We start from the raw sequence: 17,821 nt of genomic DNA, 5'->3' as shown, positions 1-17,821 counted from the left end.
GGCGCACCCCGAATCCCGGGGCGCGCATCCACCCCGAGGCCGCCGGCCGCGGCCGACGCCCGACACCCCCGAGGCCACATCCGTGAAGATCCTGCTCTGGGTCGTCCTGACCCCCGTCGTCCTCCTCGTCCTGGCGGCCGGCGTGTACTTCCTGAAGGCGATCGTCGAGGGCGCCATCGAGGGATGGCGCTCCGACCCCGAAGCCGAGGAGGCCGCGGCGAAGGCCGCCGAACGCGTCGCCGCGCTCGGCCTGCTGCCGGCCGAGCGGCAGCACACCGAGCTGTCCGCGCCGCAGCCCCGGGCGATGACCGTGGCCGTCGCCGCCGCCCGCGCGGGCGACTGGGCGCCGGCCGCCGCCCTGCTCGACGAGACCGCCGCGACCCGCGACTGGGAGCGGCGCACGGCGTACGTCGAGAAGCTGGCCGACGTGGCCGCCGAGGACGACGCGTGGCTGTCGGCCTGGGAGGCGGCCCGCCCCGACGATCCGGGCGCGGCGCTGCTGCGGGCGCGCAGCTCGGTGTTCCTGGCGTGGAAGGTGCGCGGGTCGAAGCGCGCCGCGCACACGACGTCGGAGCAGTTCGAGGGCTTCCACCGCACGCTGGCCCGCACCCGGCACGAGCACGCGCGGGCGGCGGAGCTGGCCGTGCCGGGCGACCCGTCCCCGTACGTGGGCGAGATCTGGACGGCGATCGGCCTGGGCTACCCGCACGAGGAGATGCACCGCATCTGGGACGACATCACCAGCCGCGCCCCGCACCACTACGAGGCGCACTTCTCGGCACTCCAGTACTGGTGCGGCAAGTGGCACGGCTCGCAGGAGCTGGCGCGGGCGTTCGCGGTGAAGGCGGCGGCCGAGGCGCCCCCCGGCACGCTGATGACGGCGTTCCCGCTGATCGCGCACTTCGAGCACGACGAGTCCGACTCGGCGGACGTGGACCGCACGCCGGAGATGTACGCGGCCGTGGACGCCGCCCTCGCCGACGCGGCCGCCGCCGACCCGGACCACCCGCGGCTGGCGGAGGTCCGGCACCTGCTCGCCTACTACCTGTACCTCCAGGAGCGGTGGGAGCCCGCGCTGGAGCAGTTCCGGCTCGTCGACGGGTACGTGGGCGCCCTGCCGTGGCGGTACCGGGGCGACCCGGCGGGCGAGTTCTGCCGGATGCGCGACGAGTCGGCGGTCAACGCGGCCGCCGGGGAGGCCATCCCGTGAGCGTGGAGGCCGTCCGTGTGCCCGTGGTCGCCGCGGCGGTCGCGGTGGGCCCCGCCGCGTACCGGCGGGTCACGGGGTGACCGCCGAAGCGGGAATCGGCCGCCGCGGCCCGCGAGGCGGCGGCGCTCGGCCCGCTGCCCGCGTCGCGGCGGAACACGACGGTCTCCGGGCCCGCCCCCGAGCTGGAGCGGGCCCCGGCCGCCGCGTCGGCGCACGGCGACCGGGGGCCGGCCGCCGCGCGGGAGCGGCGCGACCGGCAGCGGCGGACCCGGTACGCGCACCCGCCGGGCGAAGCCGCCGCCGAGGACGACGGGGCATGGCCGGACGCGGGGGAGGCCGCCCGCCCGGCCACCCGGACACGGCGGGGGTGCGGCACCTGCCGGCGTACTTCCTGACCCGGCAGGGCCGGTCCGAGGCGACGCGGGAGCGGTTCCGGCCGGTCGACGGGTACGCGGGCGCCTTCCCGTGGTCGCGCTACGCCGGCCCGGGCGCGGTGTGCTGCCCCTGGCGGGACCCTGCGGTGCGCGGGGCGCGGCGGGGACGCCGGGGAATCCCCCGCGGCGCCGGGGCGTTGCAGTCGGGGCGACCGCCATGGAGGAGACGCGTCATGTTCCTGTACCGCCGTACCCCCGAGATGCCCACCCGCGAGCAGGCGCTCAAGGGCCGCCCCGAGCCGGAGTTCACCGTCCCGGACCGGCACACGGTCCTCGGCACGCCCCTGCTCGGTCCCTACCCGGAGGGCCTGGAGGTGGCGGACTTCGGGCTGGGCTGCTTCTGGGGCGCCGAGCGCAAGTTCTGGCAGACGCCGGGCGTGTGGACCACGCTCGTCGGCTACCAGGGCGGTTACACGCCGAACCCGTCGTACGAGGAGGTCTGCTCGGGCCTGACGGGCCACACGGAGGTCGTCCGCGTGGTCCACGACCCGAACGAGGTCTCGTACGAGACGCTGCTGAAGGTCTTCTGGGAGGCCCACGACCCCACCCAGGGCTACCGCCAGGGCAACGACGTGGGCACCCAGTACCGCTCGGCGGTCTACACCCACTCCCCCGCCCAGGCGGCGACGGCACGGGCGTCCCGCGACGCCTACCAGCGGGTCCTGACGTCCTCCGGCTACGGGACGATCACCACGGAACTGCTGCCCGCCGACGACCGCCCCTTCTACCCGGCGGAGCCGTACCACCAGCAGTACCTGGACAAGAACCCGGCCGGCTACTGCGGCATCGGCGGCACGGGCGTCTCCTGCCCGGTCGGCGTGGCCCCGGCGGAGGGCTGAGCCCGGCGTGTCGTCACGATGCCCCGGCCTGTTCGCGCAGGACCGGGGCATCGTCGTCCCCCCGGCAGGTCAGCCGAGGTACGGCCGGTCCCGGCGCTCCAGGAAGTGCCGGAGCCTGAGGCGCTGGGTGTGGTGCATGGGCAGGGAGTCGATCTCTTCCGGCGGGACGAACCGCAGTTCGGTGGACTCGTCCGAGATCACCAGTTCGCCTCCGGTGACGCGGGCGGTGAAGCAGACGTTGAACTGCCGCCGGACCTCGCCGTCGCTGTAGGCGATGACGTGGCGGGGGTCGGTGTAGGTACCGATGAGACCGGTGATCTCCACGTCCAGTCCGGTCTCCTCCTTCACCTCGCGCACGGCCGTGCCCGGCAGGGAGTCGGTCATCTCCATACCGCCTCCGGGCAGGGCCCACAGACCGTTGTCGCGACGGCGCTGGAGCAGGACGCGGCCTTCCTCGTCGGTCACGACGGCGGAGGCGGCGACGATCAGGCTGTTGGGTGCGGGCGCGTCGGGGTCGTCGTAGTACTCGGTCCGTGCCACGGGTCACTCTTCCCGTACCGGTGTCGCCGTTGCCCAGACGGCGTCGAAGCTCTGCGCGTAGGCGTCGAAGATCTTGCCGTTCTCGTGGCGGTGCAAGTGCCACACGGGTGCCCGATAGGCGTTGAGCCCCCACACGTGGGTGTTGACCAGCATCTGGTCGTCCGCTCGGTAGAGGGAGTTGTAAAGCGTGGTGCCGTGCGTGCGGATCTCGATGCCCGGCGCTCCGGCCAGGGGCCGGTAGTGCATGAGCGCGAGTCGGCAGCGGGACTCGATGCCGTGACCGAACTTCTCCTCCCGGCCGCGCTGCCGGACGTTCTCGCTGTCGGCGTCGCCGATGGCGACGCGCACCCCGCACCCCTCGGCTGCTCGTTCCCGTAGCAGGTCGTTGAGGCGGGGGTACGCCTCGTGCAGGAAGACGGCCGCGTAGACCAGCACGTCGATGCGCTCGCGGGCCTGGGCGAGCATGTCCGTGATCACGGATACGGGAACGTCCGCGCGCTGGTCGTACAGAGCCATCAGTTCGGGGCTCACGGCCCGTGCGCTGCGGGCCTGGCGCAGGGCCGGCCACAGTGCGTGCACGTCTTCTCCCAGGGCTTCGGCAGCGAGCATCGCCGTCGCACGGCGCGGGACGCGGGCGAGGTTGACCCATCGCTCGACGGATTTGGGGTCCACCTCCACCTTCGCCGCGAGGGCGGCGCAGGTCCATCCACCGGCCGCCATGGCGGCTCGTAAACGCTCGTTCTGCACTGGGTCTCTCCCTGGTCGCGGGGACGTAACCAGGGACGTTCTATCAACACCGGGACGTCCCCAAATGGGTTTTGGTGGAGGTACCCACGTCCGTGGTACCGGCGTGATCCTTGCTGCATGAGTGATGAGGAAGCCCTCGACGCGGGCACGGTGGCGTTGGACGAACGAACGGGCCGGGTGGGCCGGGTGGTGGATCGCCTCGGCCCGCACGTGCAGCTCAGATCGCTCGGTGACGGGGTGGAGTGGAACGCGGACCCGGACCACGTGCGGCCCGTCACCCCGGAGGACCGGTTGAAGGTGCGGCTGGCCGAGACCAACGCCCGCAGCAGGATCTCGTACGGCAGGAACATGCCGTGACGCGCTCGGTCCTCCGCCGCGCCACGTCGACGACGGCACCACGCAACGCTCCGCGCTCGAAACGGCCTTCTGACCGGGTTCCACCGCATCACCTACGGGGGCCGGACGCCCCGGAGCCCGGCCCGCGTCCACGTCCCCCGCGACCTCGCGCCGGCCGCACGACTCGACTCGTCGTCCTAACCCGGCGGTCTGGGGGCGGGCTGGACGAAGATCCGAGAGACGGCCTCTGCTCGTCTCCCCGCCCCGGAGGAAGCGACAGCCCTCCGCATCGGTCCGGCACAGGCGGTCCCCTCGATCACCAGCGTTGCCCTCGACACCACGGGGCGCGTCACCGAGGCCGCGCTCCCAGCGCTGACGTGGTCTTCACCACCCGTCCCACAGCCGGGGGAAGGGAGACGGACGGATGACGCACCACGGCGAACTGCGGTTCCTCCCCTGGTCCGGCCCCGAGGGAAAACCGTGCTTCCTGAGCACCGACGGCAGCCACAGCCGCCTGTCCCGTCTGGCTGACGGCCTCGAAGCGACCTGTCTCGACTTGGCTGCCGAGGTCCTGGACCACGCCTCCGAGGTGCTCAGCCGCACGGAGGTCGCCCCGGTGGACCTGCGCACCCTGTCGACAGACCTCGCAGAAGCCTTGCGTCAGGCACTGTGCGTGGCAGAAAGTCGCGGCCACCGCCTGTCCGTGCCGGACGTGGGGAGCCACACCGGCGAAGGCCCCGTACCACCGGCGCCCTTCAGGCGGTGAGGCACGCGCCTGCGCCACCAGCCCCCGGCACCTGCCGAAGATGACCGTCGGGGGCCCGACCGCTCGCCCTCCCGCGCCTCCCGCTCCGGGGCGCCGTGCGCGAGGGAGCGGCAGCCGAGCGGGTCCAGGGTTCCCTGGACCCGCTCGATGTGCGTGAGAACCTCATCGTGCGGGATCTCGGCGGGGCGCGGGTCGCCCCCTGGCATACGCGGACACGGACGTCTCCTGTCCCTCCTGGTGGGCGACGCGCCCCGGCACGGAACGGGTCGGTCTCCCGGGCCGTCCGCACGGCCCTCCCGTACGGCCGCCCGCCGGATCCGGAGCCGCGATCACCGGGCCGTGCCCGCGGCCCGTCAGATCGTCGACGCGTCGATCACGAAGCGGTAGCGGACGTCGCTCGCGAGGACGCGCTCGTACGCCTCGTTGATCTGGTCCGCGCGGATCACCTCGATCTCCGCGCCCAGCCCGTGCTCCGCGCAGAAGTCGAGCATCTCCTGCGTCTCGGCGATGCCGCCGATCATCGAGCCGGCGAGGGTCTTGCGGCCGTTGATGAGGGAGAAGAGGTTGAGCGAGACGGGCTCCTCGGGGGCGCCCACGTTCACCAGCGCGCCGTCCGTCTTCAGCAGGCCCAGGTAGGCGCCGAGGTCGAGCGGGGCGGAGACGGTCGACACGATCAGGTCGAAGGTGCCGGCGAGCTCCTGGAACGTCGCCGGGTCGCTCGTCGCGTGGAAGTGGTCGGCGCCCAGCTTGCGGCCGTCCGCCTCCTTGCGGAGGGACTGGCTGAGCACCGTCACCTCGGCGCCCATCGCGTGGGCGATCTTCACGCCCATGTGGCCGAGGCCGCCCAGGCCGACGACGGCGACCTTCTTGCCGGGCCCCGCCTTCCAGCGGGCGAGCGGCGAGTACAGGGTGATGCCCGCGCACAGCAGGGGCGCGGCCGTGTCCAGCGACAGCGCGTCGGGGATGCGGAGGGTGTAGTCCTCGTCGACGACGATGTGCGTCGAGTAGCCACCGTAGGTGGGGTCGCCGTTCTTGTCGCGGTCGTTGTACGTGCCGGTCATGCCGCGCGTGCAGTACTGCTCCTGGCCCTGGCGGCAGTACGCGCACTCCCGGCAGGAGTCGACGAAGCAACCGACGCCGACCCGGTCGCCGACCTGGAACCGGGTCACCGACGCGCCGGTCTCGGCCACCACGCCGGCGATCTCGTGTCCGGGCACCATCGGGTGGATGCCCTCGCCCCAGCCGTCGTGGGCCTGGTGGATGTCGGAGTGGCAGATGCCCGCGTACTTGATCTCTATGAGGACGTCGTGCGCACCCACCGCGCGGCGCGGCACGGTGGTGCGCTCCAGCGGGGCCTTGGCGGCGAGGGTCGCGTATGCGGGAACGTTCATGGTCATGGTGGGGATCCTGCCTGCCACCCGCGGCTCCACCCAGCCCCCTGTCGTTCGTACGACCGCTGTTCCTACCACCGGTGGGGACAGGGACGCCCCGCTGCCCGTCACCGGCGGCCGGGATACTGGGGGCATGGACCAGCGTGCCGAACTGAGCGAGTTCCTCCGCGGCCGGCGGGCCCGGCTGCGACCGGAGGACGTCGGGCTGCCCCACGTGGGGCGGCTGCGGCGGGTGCCGGGGCTGCGCCGGGAGGAGCTGGCGCTGCTGGCGGGCGTCTCGGTGGCGTACTACACGCGCCTGGAGCAGGGGAACGGGCAGAACGTCTCCGTCGAGGTCCTCGACTCCATCGCGCGCGCCCTGCGCCTGAACGACGCCGAGCGCGACCACCTGCTGCACCTGGCGAAGCCCGCGGACAAGAAGCGCAAGCGGCCCCGCGGCTTCCGCCGGCAGACCGTGCGGCCGGCCGTGCTGCACCTGCTGGACTCCATGGAGTCGGTGCCGGCGCTCGTGCTGGGCCAGCGGCTGGACATCCTCGCCTGGAACCGGCTGGCGCGGGCCCTGTTCGGGGACTTCGCCGCGCTGGAGCCGGAGGAGCGGAACATGGCCCGGCACGTCTTCCTGTCGCCCGCCGCCCGCGACCTGTACGTCGACTGGGAGGCGAAGGCGACGGAGGTGGTGAGCGTCCTGCGGATGTACGCGGGCTGCTCGGCCGACGACCCCCGGCTGGCGACGCTCGTGGGGGACCTGTCGGTGCGCAGCCCCGAGTTCCGGTCGCTGTGGGCGGCCCACACCGTCCAGGACAAGGGCCACGGCGCGAAGCGGCTGCGGCACCCGCTGGTCGGCGAGCTGACCCTGTCGTACGAGACGCTGAAGCTGGCCGACGACCACGACCAGAGCCTCGTCACGTACGCGGCGGAGCCCGGCTCCCCCGCCGCCGAGGCGCTGCGCCTCCTCGCGAACTGGGGCCCGGACGCCGCCGACGCCCCGTCGGGCACGGCCGGGACCTCCGTCGCCGGGGAGCCCTGAGCCCCGCGCGTTCCGCCGTGTGCCCGGTGGGTGGCGGGTGGCGGGCAGGGACAGGTGATGGGGAAGGGCGCGCGGCTCGTCGGGCCCGCTCCGACGCGGCGCCGCGGGCCGCGGCGGTACGGCGTGGAGGGCGGGTACGGCGCGAAGGCCGGCACGGCACTGCACGGAGGGCGGGCACGGCGCGGAAGGCCGGCACGGCGAAGGCGGCGGCGCCCCGCGAGGGAGCGCCGCCGCCTTCGTCGTACGGTGCCGGTGGACCGGTCGGCCGGCGGACCGGCGGGTCGGAGACCGGCGGGTCAGAGGGCCGAGCCGGCCTTCCAGTCGGCCCAGCTCATGTTCCAGCCGTTGAGGCCGTTGTCCGGCTTGATGGTCTTGTCCTTGGAGTTCTTGACGATGACCACGTCGCCGATCAGCGAGTTGTCGTAGAACCAGGCGGCGGGCTGGTTGGGGTCGCCGGCGCCCTTGACGTCGTTGAGGCCCACGCAGCCGTGGCTGGTGTTGGCGTTGCCGAAGACGGAGTCGGCGCCCCAGTAGTTGCCGTGGATGAACGTCCCGGACGTGGACAGCCGCATGGCGTGCGGGACGTCCTTGATGTCGTACTCGCCCTTGCCGTCGTCGTCGGTGAACCCGACGGTCGCGCCGTTCATCCGGGTCTCCTTGAACTTCTCGGAGATCACCATCTGACCGTTGTAGGTCGGGTTCTCCGGGGAGCCGGCGGAGATCGGGATCGTCCTGATCGTCTTGCCGTCCTGCTGGACCTTCATGGTCTTCGTGGCGACGTCGACGGTCGAGACCTGGTTGCGGCCGACCTTGAACGTGACGGTCTTCTGCTGGACGCCGAAGACGCCGTCCGCGCCCTCGACCCCGTCGAGCTTCAGCTTCAGCGTGACCGTGGAGCCCTCGGCCCAGTACTGCTCGGGCCGGAAGTCGATGCGCTGGGCGTTGAACCAGTGCCCGACGACCTCCTGGCCGCTGGAGGAGGACACCTCGATGCCCGCCTGGACGGCCTTCCGGTCGCTGATCGGCTTGTTGAAGTTGATCGACACCGGCATGCCGACGCCGACGGTCGAGCCGTCCTCGGGCGTGAAGTTGCCGATGAAGCTGTTGGCCGGGGAAACCGTCGTGAAGGACGAGTTCTCGTGGGCCTCGCGACCCTCGGAGTCCTTCGCCGTCGCGGCGATCTTGTAGGTGGTCGCGCGCTCCAACTGCTCGGACGGCTGCCAGCTCTTGCCGTCCGCGGAGATCTCGCCCTTGACCTCCGTGCCCTCGGGAGAGGTCATCGTGACCGAGGTGAGCGTGCCCTCGGCGACCGTGACCTTGGCGTCGTTGTTGATCGACGCGTTGATCGCGCCGTTCTTCGGGGTGATCGATATTCGGGCCTGCGAGGTCTTCTGCGCCGCGGCCTCGTCGACCTGGGCCTGCGAGCTGTTCGGACTCTCACTGCTGCCGCTGGCGGCACCGGCCTCGTCGCCGCTGTCGCAGCCCGTGAGCACCAGCACACCACTGAGCAGTGCGGACGCGGTCATCAGACCTCTGCGCCGCTTACCGTCCGTCATCACACGCTTCTCCATCGTCGCGGATTCCCTGTCAACACTTCCCCAGAACACCCATAACACCCCTTCCGGTTCCACTTCGGTGCGGGGTGTGGGGAACACCACTGAACGACGCACCGGCGCGCGGCCCGGTTCCCGCGCGCGGGGCGGCCCCGGACACGACGCACGCGCGTGCGTGCGCCCGGGACCTTGAAGGGTGTCACACATCCGGCTCAGCCGTCCCGGCCGTCCGCACCCCCCTCCCCGTCGCCCTCGTCCCCGTCCGCGTCGTCCTCGGCGTCCTCGTCCTCGTCGTCGAGGTGCCAGGCGTCGACGTCGGGGTCGTAGTCGGCCTGCTCGCTGCTCCAGGACGCCTGGACGAGCTCCACGCCGGGCACCTCGCCGATCAGGTGGAACGGCTCGACGAGGTACGCGAGGGCTTCCGCTTCGTCCTCGCGGACGACCGCCCCGGCGTGCGCCCGCTCCTTCTCGGGCATGAACTCGTCGTCGTCGATCCGTCGCAGAGCGGCGTCGGTCAGCCGGTCCCGCTCGGTCACCTCCAGCACCAGGTCCACCCGAAGTCGTACATACCGTGAGGTCTCAGAAGCACTCATATGACGGAGCGTAGGCCGCCCGGAGCCGCGACTTTTCCACGACCCGCTGTGTTCACTAGCATCGTCGCAACACCCAATTCTCGATTCCGCAAGGGGATCTGAATCTGTGTCCGTCGCACGCCGACCTCTGCTGACCGCCACCGCCGCCGGGACGCTGCTCGGTGCTCTGTGGTTCGTCCCCTCGGCGAACGCCACCGGTGAGGAACCGGCCTCCCCGGAGTCCCGCCGGCCGTCGTCACAGGACGCCGCGGCGCCGCCCGCCTCCGACCGCGAGGGGCCCCGGGGCCACGCCGGGCAGGAGCTGCGGCTGGCCGACACGGGCGCCGGCGTCGACAGCGCGCCGTACCTGCTCGGCGGCTCCGCGTTCCTCGCCGTCGGTCTCGGCCTGGTGACCTTCGCGGTACGGCGCGGGGCGCACGCGGCGCTCTGACGCGTGCGCCCCGGGGCCGTCCGCTACGCCAGCGGGCCCGTCACGGCCTCGGCCGCGGCGACGACCCCGCCCTCCCGTACGAACGCGTCCGCCGCCTCCAGGTCGGGCGCCAGGAACCGGTCCGGTCCGGGCCCCTGCACGCCCGCCGCGCGCAGGGCGTCGATGACGGCGCGGGACGCGGGCGCCGGGGTGAGCCCGTGGCGCAGCTCGATCGCGCGTGCCGCCGCGTACAGCTCGACGGCGAGGACCCGGTTGAGGTTGCCGACCGCGGTGCGCAGCTTGCGCGCCGCCGACCAGCCCATGGAGACGTGGTCCTCCTGCATCGCGGACGACGGGATGGAGTCGGCGGAGGCCGGGACGGCGAGCCGCTTCATCTCGCTGACCAGCGCGGCCTGCGTGTACTGGGCGATCATCAGCCCGGAGTCGACGCCCGCGTCGTCGGCGAGGAAGGGCGGCAGGCCGTGGCTGCGGTTCTTGTCGAGGAGCCGGTCCGTACGGCGCTCGGCGATGGAGCCGAGGTCGGCGGCGGCGACGGCGAGGAAGTCGAGGACGTACGCGACGGGGGCGCCGTGGAAGTTGCCGTTCGACTCGACGCGGCCGTCCGGCAGGACGACCGGGTTGTCGACGGCGGCGGCCAGCTCGCGCTCGGCGACGAGCCGGGCGTGCGCCATCGTGTCGCGGCCGGCGCCGGCGACCTGCGGGGCACAGCGCACCGAGTAGGCGTCCTGGACGCGAGGGGCCTCGTCCACCTGGATTGGGGTCTCCCCTGCTCGAACGGAGCTGAGAGCTTGGGGACGGCCGACCAGGCCGGAGCCCTCCAGGACGGCGAGCATGTTGGCGGCGGCCGCGGCCTGGCCGGGGTGCGGGCGGATGGCGTGCAGCTCGGGGCGCAGCACCTTGTCCGTGCCGAGCAGCGCCTCCAGGGTGAGGGCGGCGGTGACGTCGGCCGTCTTGTACAGCTTCTCCAGGTCGGCGAGGGCCATCACCAGCATGCCGAGCATGCCGTCGGTGCCGTTGAGGAGGGCCAGCCCCTCCTTCTCGCGCAGTTCGACGGGGGCGATGCCGTGCTCGGCGAGCAGTTCCCCGGCGGGGCGGACGGTGCCGTCGGGGCCTTCGGCGTCGCCCTCGCCCATGAGCGCGAGGGCGCAGTGGGAGAGCGGCGCGAGGTCGCCGGAGCAGCCGAGGGAGCCGTACTCGTGGACGACGGGGGTGATGCCCGCGTTGAGGACGTCGGCCATGGTCTGCGCCACCTGCGGGCGGACGCCGGTGTGGCCGGAGGCGACGGTCTTCAGGCGCAGGAACATCAGGGCGCGCACGACTTCCCGCTCGACGCGCGGGCCCATGCCGGCGGCGTGCGAGCGGACGATGTTGCGCTGGAGCCGGCCGCGCAGTTCCTGGCCGATGTGCCGCGTGGCGAGCGCCCCGAACCCGGTCGACACGCCGTACACCGGCTCGGGCTTGGCGGCGAGGGCGTCCACGGTCTCCCGGGCGCGGGCGAGGGCGTCGAGGGCTTCCGGGGAGAGCTCGACGCGGGCGTTGCCGCGGGCGACGGCGATGACGTCGGCGGCGGTGGTACCGGACGTCCCCACCACGACAGTGTGCATATCCATATTCAGAAGCCTACGGACTGAATCGCAACGTGTCACTACCCCGTCCTGCGACCACCCCTTACCGCTGCGTGACCACCCCGGTTCCGCTCGTCCAGCCCCGCCCCCGATCCGCCCGTCCGGCCCCGCCCCCGCCCCGGCCGTCCTCACGCCCTCGCGCCCTCCCCGGCCGTCTCGGCCGCCCGCGCCCCCTCGGTCACCCGTCCGTCTCCGTCTCGACCGTGCGACCACCCCGGCCACCCCGGCCGCCCCCGCGTCCGCCCCCGCCGCCTTCACGTCCTCCTCGGCCCGTACGCCCCCGCCCCGGCCGCCCCCGCGTCCGCCCCGGCCCGACCGGCCGCCCTCCCCGGTCCTCACTCCTCCGGGTGCGCGTCGCGGAACCTCCGGCGGTCGCGCGACGCGGCCGGCGGCGCGTCCGCGAGCCGTATGACGGCCCCGTCCCGCCCGGCGACCACGGGCTTCGGGGAGCGGGCCGCCTTCGCCCGGTACTGGGCGGCGTCCGCCAGCCGGAACAGCCGGCGGGCCGAGCGCACCGGCCCGATCGGGTCGCCCGTCGACGCCACCCCGCAGGCGACGCCCTCCCCGAACTCCAGGTCCCCGGCCCGTACGCACAGCTCGTCGGCGACCGCGACCACCTCGTCGGCCTCCGGCCCGACCGACACGAGGCAGAACTCGTCCCCGCCGAGCCGCGCCGCCAGCGCACCCGGCAGCCGTGCCCCCGCGTACGACAGCACCGATCCGAACCGCTCCAGGAGCCGGTCGCCGACCGCGTGGCCGTGGGTGTCGTTGACGCGCTTGAGCCCGTTCAGGTCGCACACGACGAGGCTCACCACGGAGCCGTCCGCCAGGAACCGGTCGACGGCCTCGTCCAGCTTCGTGTCGACGGCCCTGCGGTTGGCGAGGCCGGTCAGGGGGTCCGTGAAGGCGAGCTTGCGCACCTCCTCCAGCCGTTCGGTCTGCGCGATCCCGGCGGCGACGACCGAGGCGAGGACGGTCGCGAAGTCCGCGTCGCCCCGGTCGAAGACGGGCGCCCCGACCGGGCGGGCGACGTAGAGCTCGCCCCACGCCCGCCCGTGCAGCACGATCGGCGCGACCACGCAGCACCCCCGCCCGCGCCGCCGCAGCGCGGCCACCCTCCCCCAGGACCTCGACCCCGCCCGTCCCGGGGAGACCTCCAGGTGGCAGTGGTCGTGATCGGGTGTCGCCGGGCCGCCGTCGGCGGTCTCCACCCAGGCGTCGGGTTCACCGCCGCCCGCCCACCGCTCGTGCAGGAACTCGGTGATCTCCGAGAACTGGTGCACGGGGTACGCCTCGGAGTCCGGGAACTCCTCCTCGTCCGGCGCCCGCCGTCCCGCGTTCACCAGGACCTTCAGCCGGCCGAGGTCCCGCTGCCAGACCGAGAGCGCCGCGAACGTACCGCCGAGCGCCTCGCAGGCCCCGAGCGCGGCGGCCCGCCAGCACTCGCGCGGAGTGCGCGCCGCCGCCATCCCCTGCGCGAGCGCCACCACGGCCCGCAATCGGACATCCTCACCCATTCCCTTAGCTTAGGAAGGAATCCGCACTTTCAACCCGGCGACCTGATCCCGGTTACGCCAGGTGACCCGCGGGCGGCGCGCCCCGCCGCGCCGGCCGGCTACTCCCCCGGCCAGCGCGGCGCGCGCTTCTCGTTGAACGCCGCCACGCCCTCCCTGCGGTCCCCGGAGAAGGCGACGGACCGCCACGCGGCGTCCTCGACCTCCAGCCCGGCCCGCAGGTCCAGCCCGTGCCCCAGGCGCAGGGCCCGCTTGGCGGCGCGCAGCCCCACGGGCGAGTTCGCCGCGATCCGCGCGCCCAGCTCCAGGGCGGCGCCGCGCGCGTCGTCCTCGACCAGCTCGTCGACCAGCCCCAGCCCGGCGGCCTCCGCGGCCGGCACCCGGCGGGCGGTGAACACCAGCTCCGCGGCGCGCGCCGCGCCGACCCGGCGCGGCAGCAGTTGCGTGCCGCCGCCGCCGGGGATGACGCCCACGGACACCTCGGGCAGCCCGACGACCGCGGTCGCGTCGGCGACGATCAGGTCGCAGGCGAGCGCCAGCTCGAAGCCGCCGCCCAGCGCGAAGCCGCGCACGGCCGCGACGGACGGCATCGGCAGCTCCAGCACGCCCGTGTACGCGGCGCGGGTGACCGGCCGCTGGCGCATCAGGTCGGCGTCCGTGAAGGAGTTCCGCTCCTTCAGGTCGGCGCCCACGCAGAAGGCCCGGTCGTGGGAGGAGGTCAGAACGGTGACCCGGGCCGAGGGGTCGGCGGCGAGCGCGGCGCAGGCGGCGCCGATGGACCGGGCCATCTCGGTGGAGACCGCGTTCATGGCCTTGGGCCGGTCGAGGACCAGCTCCGCCACGTACCCGTGCCGGCGCACGGCGACGAACTCCCCGTACCGCTCCTCCGACTGCTGCTCGGACATGGCGCCCACCCTCCCGGTTAACGACCGTTATCGCGTCTACCCGGGGATCTTAGGCTCCCGCCGCGACAGCATCCAGGGCTCGATGACGCCGAGGCCGCGGACCGGCCGCTGCCACATGGGCTGGAGGGCGAAGCGGTACGAGGGCGGGGTCCCGCCCTCCTTCTCCGCGCGGGCGGCCTCCTCCGCCGCCTGCGCCTCGGACTCGGGCGCCTCGCCCGTACGGGACAGCTCCTCGGCGAAGGCGCCGTCGACGAGGACGGTGTTCTTGGGCGCTATGGAGGTGAGCCGGCTCGCCAGGTTCACGGTCGTCCCGAACACGTCACCCATGCGGGTGGTGACCGTGCCGAAGGCGATCCCGACGCGCAGGGCGGGCATCGTCGCGTCCTGCTTCAGCGTCTCGATGAGGCGCAGCGAGATCTCCGCGGCCGTGCCCGCGTCGTCGGCGGCGAAGAGGACCTCGTCGCCCAAGGTCTTGATCAGCCGTCCGCCGTGCGCCGCGACCAGGTCGGCGCAGGTCGTCTCGAACGTCTCGACCAGCTCGCCGAGCTCCTCCTCCTCCAGCCGGCGGGTGAGCCGGGTGAAGCCGACGAGGTCCGCAAAGCCGACGGCGAGCCGCCGGTCCACCATCTCGTCGTCGTCGCCCGCCTGCACGACCCGGCCGGTCGCCGCGGCCAGCTGCCGCCGCCACACGTACACCAGGAACTCCTGGAGCTCCGGCAGCAGCAGCTCCACCAGCGGGTACGTGACCTCGGTGCGGGTCATGCCGGGCTCGGGCGGCTCGGTCAGCCCCTCCAGGAACGAGTCGATCTGCCACTCCGCGAGCCGCGCCGTCGTCTGCCCCGTCGACCGGGCCACCTGCACGGCCATCGGCTCGCTCAGCAGCCCCGCCTCGACGAGGCCGGCCAGCCGGCGCAGCGCCAGCACGTCGGCCTCCGTCAGCGCCCTGGCCTGGCCGATGTCCGCGAAGCCCATGGCCCGCCAGAAGCGGGACGCGAGGTCCATCGAGACGCCGGCCGTGCGGGCCGCCTGGAAGGGGGTGTAGCGCCGCTCGGCGCCGAGGATCAACTGCTCCAGGCGGATGGCGAGGGGGTTGTCGGTCGGCTCCGCCGTGTGATCGACGACATGGTGGGGGGTGGGGTACTCCACTCCGCCCGCGTTCTCGTCGTCGACGGTCACCGGCCGCCTCCTGCCCGATCCGTGCGCACTGCCCTGCCTGCCGTTCTGTCGCTGACCCGCCGCGTCGACCCCCTCGTCGACCACCTCGGCGAACCCGGCCGACGGATCGCCTCAACGATACGGCAGGTGTGCCCTGGCTCACGTCCCCGAGACCGAGCGCGTTCAGTCCACCGGGCGCAGATGGACGACGTCACCCGCTCCCACGGCCTCCCGCCGGCCGTCCGCCGCGGCCACGACGAGCCTCCCGTCCCCGTCGATCGCGGCCGCCTCCCCGGTGAGCGCCCGGCCGCCGGGCAACTCCGCCCGCACGGTCCGGCCGAGCGTCGCGCAGCCGGCGGCGTACGCGGCCTGGAGCCCGGACGCGGACGGGTCGCCGTCCGCGGCGGTCCACCGGCCGTACCACTCCTCCAGCGACCGCAGGACGGCCCGCAGCAGCGGGTCGCGGTCGGTGCACACGGCGTCCGCGAGGGCGAGCGACCCGGCCGCGGGCACGGGCAGCTCGTCGGCGCGGAGGGTGACGTTGACGCCGACGCCGACGACGACGCCGTGGTCCCCGGCGCGCTCGGCGAGGATGCCGCCGGCCTTGCGCTCCTCGCCCCCGACCGTGACGAGCAGGTCGTTGGGCCACTTCAGCGCCGTGTCGACGCCGGCGGCCCGCGCCAGGGCGGTGGCCACGGCGACCCCGGCCAGCAGCGGCAGCCAGGCGAGGCGCCGGACCGGCACGTCCGGCTTGAGGAGGACGGAGAAGAACAGCCCGGAGCGGGCCGGCGCCGACCAGGCCCGGTCCAGGCGGCCCCGCCCGGCGGTCTGTTCCTCGGCGACGAGGACGGCGCCCTCGGGGAGATCGGCGGCGCGGGAGGCCAGGTCGGTGTTGGTGGAGCCGGTGGTGGGCACGAGATCGAGGGACGTCCACAGCGCGCCCGGCCGGAGGAGGGCCCGGCGCAGCGCGGGGGCGCCCAGCGGGGGCCGTTCGAGATCGCTCCAGGGGCTCGCCGGACCGGTTCCTTGACCAAGAGGGGGCGTCATGCAACCCAGCCTAGGTGTGGCAAAGACCGCACTGCCGAACGGCATCCCCGCCGATACTCTACGGGCCAGTAGCCAACGCACCCGTGACCACACGTGACCAGGCAGGGAGCCGCATCCCGATGTCCGAGCGTCAAGAGATCGACATTCACACGACCGCGGGGAAGCTCGCGGATCTGCAGCGCCGAATCGAGGAGGCGACGCACGCGGGTTCCGAGCGTGCCGTCGAGAAGCAGCACGCGAAGGGCAAGCTGACGGCCCGCGAGCGGATCGCCCTCCTGCTGGACGAGGACTCGTTCGTGGAGCTGGACGAGTTCGCGCGGCACCGGTCCGCCAACTTCGGCCTGGAGAAGAACCGCCCGTACGGCGACGGCGTCGTCACCGGCTACGGGACGGTCGACGGCCGCCCGGTGGCGGTCTTCTCGCAGGACTTCACGGTCTTCGGCGGCGCGCTGGGCGAGACGTTCGGCCAGAAGATCATCAAGGTGATGGACTTCGCGCTGAAGACCGGCTGCCCGGTCATCGGCATCAACGACTCCGGCGGCGCCCGCATCCAGGAGGGCGTCAGCGCCCTCGGCATGTACGGCGAGATCTTCCGCCGCAACACCCACGCGTCCGGGGTCATCCCGCAGATCAGCCTGGTCGTGGGCCCCTGCGCGGGCGGCGCCGTCTACTCCCCGGCGATCACCGACTTCACGGTGATGGTCGACCGGACGTCGCACATGTTCATCACCGGCCCGGACGTCATCAAGACGGTGACCGGCGAGGACGTCGGTTTCGAGGAGCTGGGCGGCGCGCGGACGCACAACGCGACCTCCGGCGTGGCGCACCACATGGCGGCGGACGAGAAGGACGCCATCGACTACGTGAAGTCGCTGCTGTCGTACCTGCCGTCCAACAACCTGTCGGAGCCCCCGGCCTTCCCGGAGGAGGCGGACCTCGGCGTCACCGACGACGACCGCGAGCTGGACACGGTCGTCCCCGACTCCGCGAACCAGCCGTACGACATCCACACGGTCATCGAACACGTCCTGGACGACGGGGAGTTCCTGGAGACCCAGGGCATGTTCGCGCCGAACATCGTCACCGGCTTCGGCCGCGTCGAGGGCTTCCCGGTGGGCGTCGTCGCCAACCAGCCGATGCAGTTCGCGGGCTGTCTGGACATCAACGCGAGCGAGAAGGCGGCGCGTTTCGTCCGCACGTGCGACGCGTTCAACATCCCGGTGTTGACCTTCGTCGACGTGCCGGGCTTCCTGCCGGGCGTGGACCAGGAGTACGGCGGCATCATCCGGCGCGGCGCGAAGCTGATCTACGCGTACGCGGAGGCGACGGTCCCGCTGATCACCGTCATCACGCGCAAGGCGTTCGGCGGCGCGTACGACGTGATGGGCTCCAAGCACCTCGGCGCCGACCTGAACCTGGCGTGGCCGACCGCGCAGATCGCCGTGATGGGCGCCCAGGGCGCGGTGAACATCCTGCACCGCCGCACGATCGCGGCGGCCCCGGACGACGAGCGGGAGGCGCTGCGCGCCCGGCTGATCCAGGAGTACGAGGACACGCTGCTCAACCCGTACACGGCGGCGGAGCGCGGCTACATCGACGCGGTGATCATGCCGTCCGAGACCCGCGCGCAGATCGTCCGCGGCCTGCGTCAGCTCCGCACCAAGCGGGAAAACCTGCCCCCGAAGAAGCACGGCAACATCCCCCTGTGA

At 73.3% G+C, this 17,821-nt stretch carries 18 protein-coding genes; 8 read left to right on the top strand and 10 right to left on the bottom strand.

Annotated elements, in window-relative coordinates; translation table 11 throughout:
* Nucleotides 1–82: 82 nt before the first annotated feature.
* Nucleotides 83–1,210, top strand: a complete 1,128-nt coding sequence (locus RND61_RS01970) for a hypothetical protein (RefSeq protein ID WP_315875849.1) — start codon at nt 83–85, stop codon at nt 1,208–1,210.
* A gap of 607 nt (nt 1,211–1,817) precedes the next feature.
* Nucleotides 1,818–2,483, top strand: coding sequence for a peptide-methionine (S)-S-oxide reductase MsrA (gene msrA, locus RND61_RS01965; protein WP_315875848.1), 666 nt, complete (start codon nt 1,818–1,820; stop codon nt 2,481–2,483).
* A gap of 69 nt (nt 2,484–2,552) precedes the next feature.
* Here msrA and RND61_RS01960 read toward each other — a convergent pair whose 3' ends face one another.
* A complete protein-coding gene (locus tag RND61_RS01960) occupies nt 2,553–3,023 on the bottom strand; it encodes an NUDIX domain-containing protein (protein ID WP_315875847.1) in 471 nt (156 codons plus the stop codon).
* Nucleotides 3,024–3,026: 3 nt separating this feature from the next.
* Nucleotides 3,027–3,770: a helix-turn-helix transcriptional regulator gene (locus RND61_RS01955; protein WP_315875846.1), complete on the bottom strand. Its 744-nt coding sequence runs from the start codon at nt 3,768–3,770 to the stop codon at nt 3,027–3,029.
* 117 nt (nt 3,771–3,887) lie between these two features.
* Here RND61_RS01955 and RND61_RS01950 point away from each other — a divergent pair, with 117 nt between their 5' ends.
* From RND61_RS01950 to RND61_RS01945, 3 genes are all read left to right on the top strand, one after another.
* Nucleotides 3,888–4,127 carry a hypothetical protein gene (locus RND61_RS01950; RefSeq protein WP_315875845.1) on the top strand — a complete coding sequence of 80 codons (240 nt, stop codon included), beginning with the start codon at nt 3,888–3,890 and terminating at the stop codon, nt 4,125–4,127.
* 189 nt (nt 4,128–4,316) lie between these two features.
* Entirely contained in the window at nt 4,317–4,637 is a 321-nt protein-coding gene (locus RND61_RS32590) for a UTRA domain-containing protein (protein ID WP_391652681.1), read from the top strand.
* Nucleotides 4,531–4,872 carry a hypothetical protein gene (locus tag RND61_RS01945; RefSeq protein WP_315875844.1) on the top strand — a complete coding sequence of 114 codons (342 nt, stop codon included), beginning with the start codon at nt 4,531–4,533 and terminating at the stop codon, nt 4,870–4,872. The genes RND61_RS32590 and RND61_RS01945 overlap by 107 nt, the downstream gene beginning before the upstream one ends.
* 353 nt (nt 4,873–5,225) lie before the next feature.
* On the opposite strand, the gene RND61_RS01940 is transcribed toward RND61_RS01945, so the two are convergent.
* Nucleotides 5,226–6,269, bottom strand: coding sequence for an NAD(P)-dependent alcohol dehydrogenase (locus RND61_RS01940; protein ID WP_315875843.1), 1,044 nt, complete (start codon nt 6,267–6,269; stop codon nt 5,226–5,228).
* Between the two features lie 127 nt (nt 6,270–6,396).
* Between RND61_RS01940 and RND61_RS01935 the strand changes: the two genes are divergently transcribed.
* Nucleotides 6,397–7,290: a helix-turn-helix domain-containing protein gene (locus RND61_RS01935; protein WP_315875842.1), complete on the top strand. Its 894-nt coding sequence runs from the start codon at nt 6,397–6,399 to the stop codon at nt 7,288–7,290.
* A 296-nt stretch (nt 7,291–7,586) separates the two neighbouring features.
* On the opposite strand, the gene RND61_RS01930 is transcribed toward RND61_RS01935, so the two are convergent.
* Nucleotides 7,587–8,861, bottom strand: coding sequence for a L,D-transpeptidase (locus RND61_RS01930; RefSeq protein WP_315875841.1), 1,275 nt, complete (start codon nt 8,859–8,861; stop codon nt 7,587–7,589).
* A 194-nt stretch (nt 8,862–9,055) separates the two neighbouring features.
* Nucleotides 9,056–9,436: a hypothetical protein gene (locus RND61_RS01925; RefSeq protein WP_315875840.1), complete on the bottom strand. Its 381-nt coding sequence runs from the start codon at nt 9,434–9,436 to the stop codon at nt 9,056–9,058.
* Nucleotides 9,437–9,542: 106 nt separating this feature from the next.
* Here RND61_RS01925 and RND61_RS01920 point away from each other — a divergent pair, with 106 nt between their 5' ends.
* The gene (locus tag RND61_RS01920; protein ID WP_315875839.1) at nt 9,543–9,866 is read left to right on the top strand and encodes a hypothetical protein; all 324 of its coding nucleotides are present in this window, start codon (nt 9,543–9,545) and stop codon (nt 9,864–9,866) included.
* Between the two features lie 23 nt (nt 9,867–9,889).
* On the opposite strand, the gene hutH is transcribed toward RND61_RS01920, so the two are convergent.
* The 5 genes from hutH to RND61_RS01895 all read right to left on the bottom strand — a co-directional run bounded on the left by hutH (nt 9,890) and on the right by RND61_RS01895 (nt 16,112).
* Nucleotides 9,890–11,470, bottom strand: a complete 1,581-nt coding sequence (gene hutH, locus RND61_RS01915; protein WP_315875884.1) for a histidine ammonia-lyase — start codon at nt 11,468–11,470, stop codon at nt 9,890–9,892.
* Between the two features lie 356 nt (nt 11,471–11,826).
* On the bottom strand, nt 11,827–13,008 hold the full coding sequence (locus RND61_RS01910; RefSeq protein WP_315875838.1) for a GGDEF domain-containing protein: 1,182 nt from the start codon (nt 13,006–13,008) through the stop codon (nt 11,827–11,829).
* A 98-nt stretch (nt 13,009–13,106) separates the two neighbouring features.
* On the bottom strand, nt 13,107–13,910 hold the full coding sequence (locus tag RND61_RS01905; RefSeq protein WP_315875837.1) for an enoyl-CoA hydratase/isomerase family protein: 804 nt from the start codon (nt 13,908–13,910) through the stop codon (nt 13,107–13,109).
* Nucleotides 13,911–13,946: 36 nt separating this feature from the next.
* Entirely contained in the window at nt 13,947–15,086 is a 1,140-nt protein-coding gene (locus tag RND61_RS01900) for an adenylate/guanylate cyclase domain-containing protein (RefSeq protein ID WP_315875836.1), read from the bottom strand.
* Between the two features lie 162 nt (nt 15,087–15,248).
* The gene (locus RND61_RS01895; RefSeq protein ID WP_315875835.1) at nt 15,249–16,112 is read right to left on the bottom strand and encodes a biotin--[acetyl-CoA-carboxylase] ligase; all 864 of its coding nucleotides are present in this window, start codon (nt 16,110–16,112) and stop codon (nt 15,249–15,251) included.
* A 119-nt stretch (nt 16,113–16,231) separates the two neighbouring features.
* On the opposite strand from RND61_RS01895, the gene RND61_RS01890 reads away from it, so the two are divergent.
* The gene (locus tag RND61_RS01890; RefSeq protein ID WP_315875834.1) at nt 16,232–17,821 is read left to right on the top strand and encodes an acyl-CoA carboxylase subunit beta; all 1,590 of its coding nucleotides are present in this window, start codon (nt 16,232–16,234) and stop codon (nt 17,819–17,821) included.

Source organism: Streptomyces tamarix, assembly GCF_032423885.1.
Taxonomy (GTDB): domain Bacteria; phylum Actinomycetota; class Actinomycetes; order Streptomycetales; family Streptomycetaceae; genus Streptomyces; species Streptomyces tamarix.
Note: the sequence above shows the minus strand (reverse complement) of the source record. Positions and strands in the feature narration are given on the sequence as shown.

Coding starts and splice junctions, on each gene's coding strand:
- RND61_RS01890 (WP_315875834.1), top strand. CDS start 16,232: ATGTCCGAGCGTCAAGAGATCGACATTCACACGACCGCGGGGAAGCTC.
- hutH (WP_315875884.1), bottom strand. CDS start 11,470: ATGCACACTGTCGTGGTGGGGACGTCCGGTACCACCGCCGCCGACGTC.
- RND61_RS01925 (WP_315875840.1), bottom strand. CDS start 9,436: ATGAGTGCTTCTGAGACCTCACGGTATGTACGACTTCGGGTGGACCTG.
- RND61_RS01940 (WP_315875843.1), bottom strand. CDS start 6,269: ATGACCATGAACGTTCCCGCATACGCGACCCTCGCCGCCAAGGCCCCG.
- RND61_RS01930 (WP_315875841.1), bottom strand. CDS start 8,861: ATGGAGAAGCGTGTGATGACGGACGGTAAGCGGCGCAGAGGTCTGATG.
- msrA (WP_315875848.1), top strand. CDS start 1,818: ATGTTCCTGTACCGCCGTACCCCCGAGATGCCCACCCGCGAGCAGGCG.
- RND61_RS01935 (WP_315875842.1), top strand. CDS start 6,397: ATGGACCAGCGTGCCGAACTGAGCGAGTTCCTCCGCGGCCGGCGGGCC.
- RND61_RS01910 (WP_315875838.1), bottom strand. CDS start 13,008: ATGGGTGAGGATGTCCGATTGCGGGCCGTGGTGGCGCTCGCGCAGGGG.
- RND61_RS01895 (WP_315875835.1), bottom strand. CDS start 16,112: ATGACGCCCCCTCTTGGTCAAGGAACCGGTCCGGCGAGCCCCTGGAGC.
- RND61_RS01945 (WP_315875844.1), top strand. CDS start 4,531: ATGACGCACCACGGCGAACTGCGGTTCCTCCCCTGGTCCGGCCCCGAG.
- RND61_RS01905 (WP_315875837.1), bottom strand. CDS start 13,910: ATGTCCGAGCAGCAGTCGGAGGAGCGGTACGGGGAGTTCGTCGCCGTG.
- RND61_RS01950 (WP_315875845.1), top strand. CDS start 3,888: ATGAGTGATGAGGAAGCCCTCGACGCGGGCACGGTGGCGTTGGACGAA.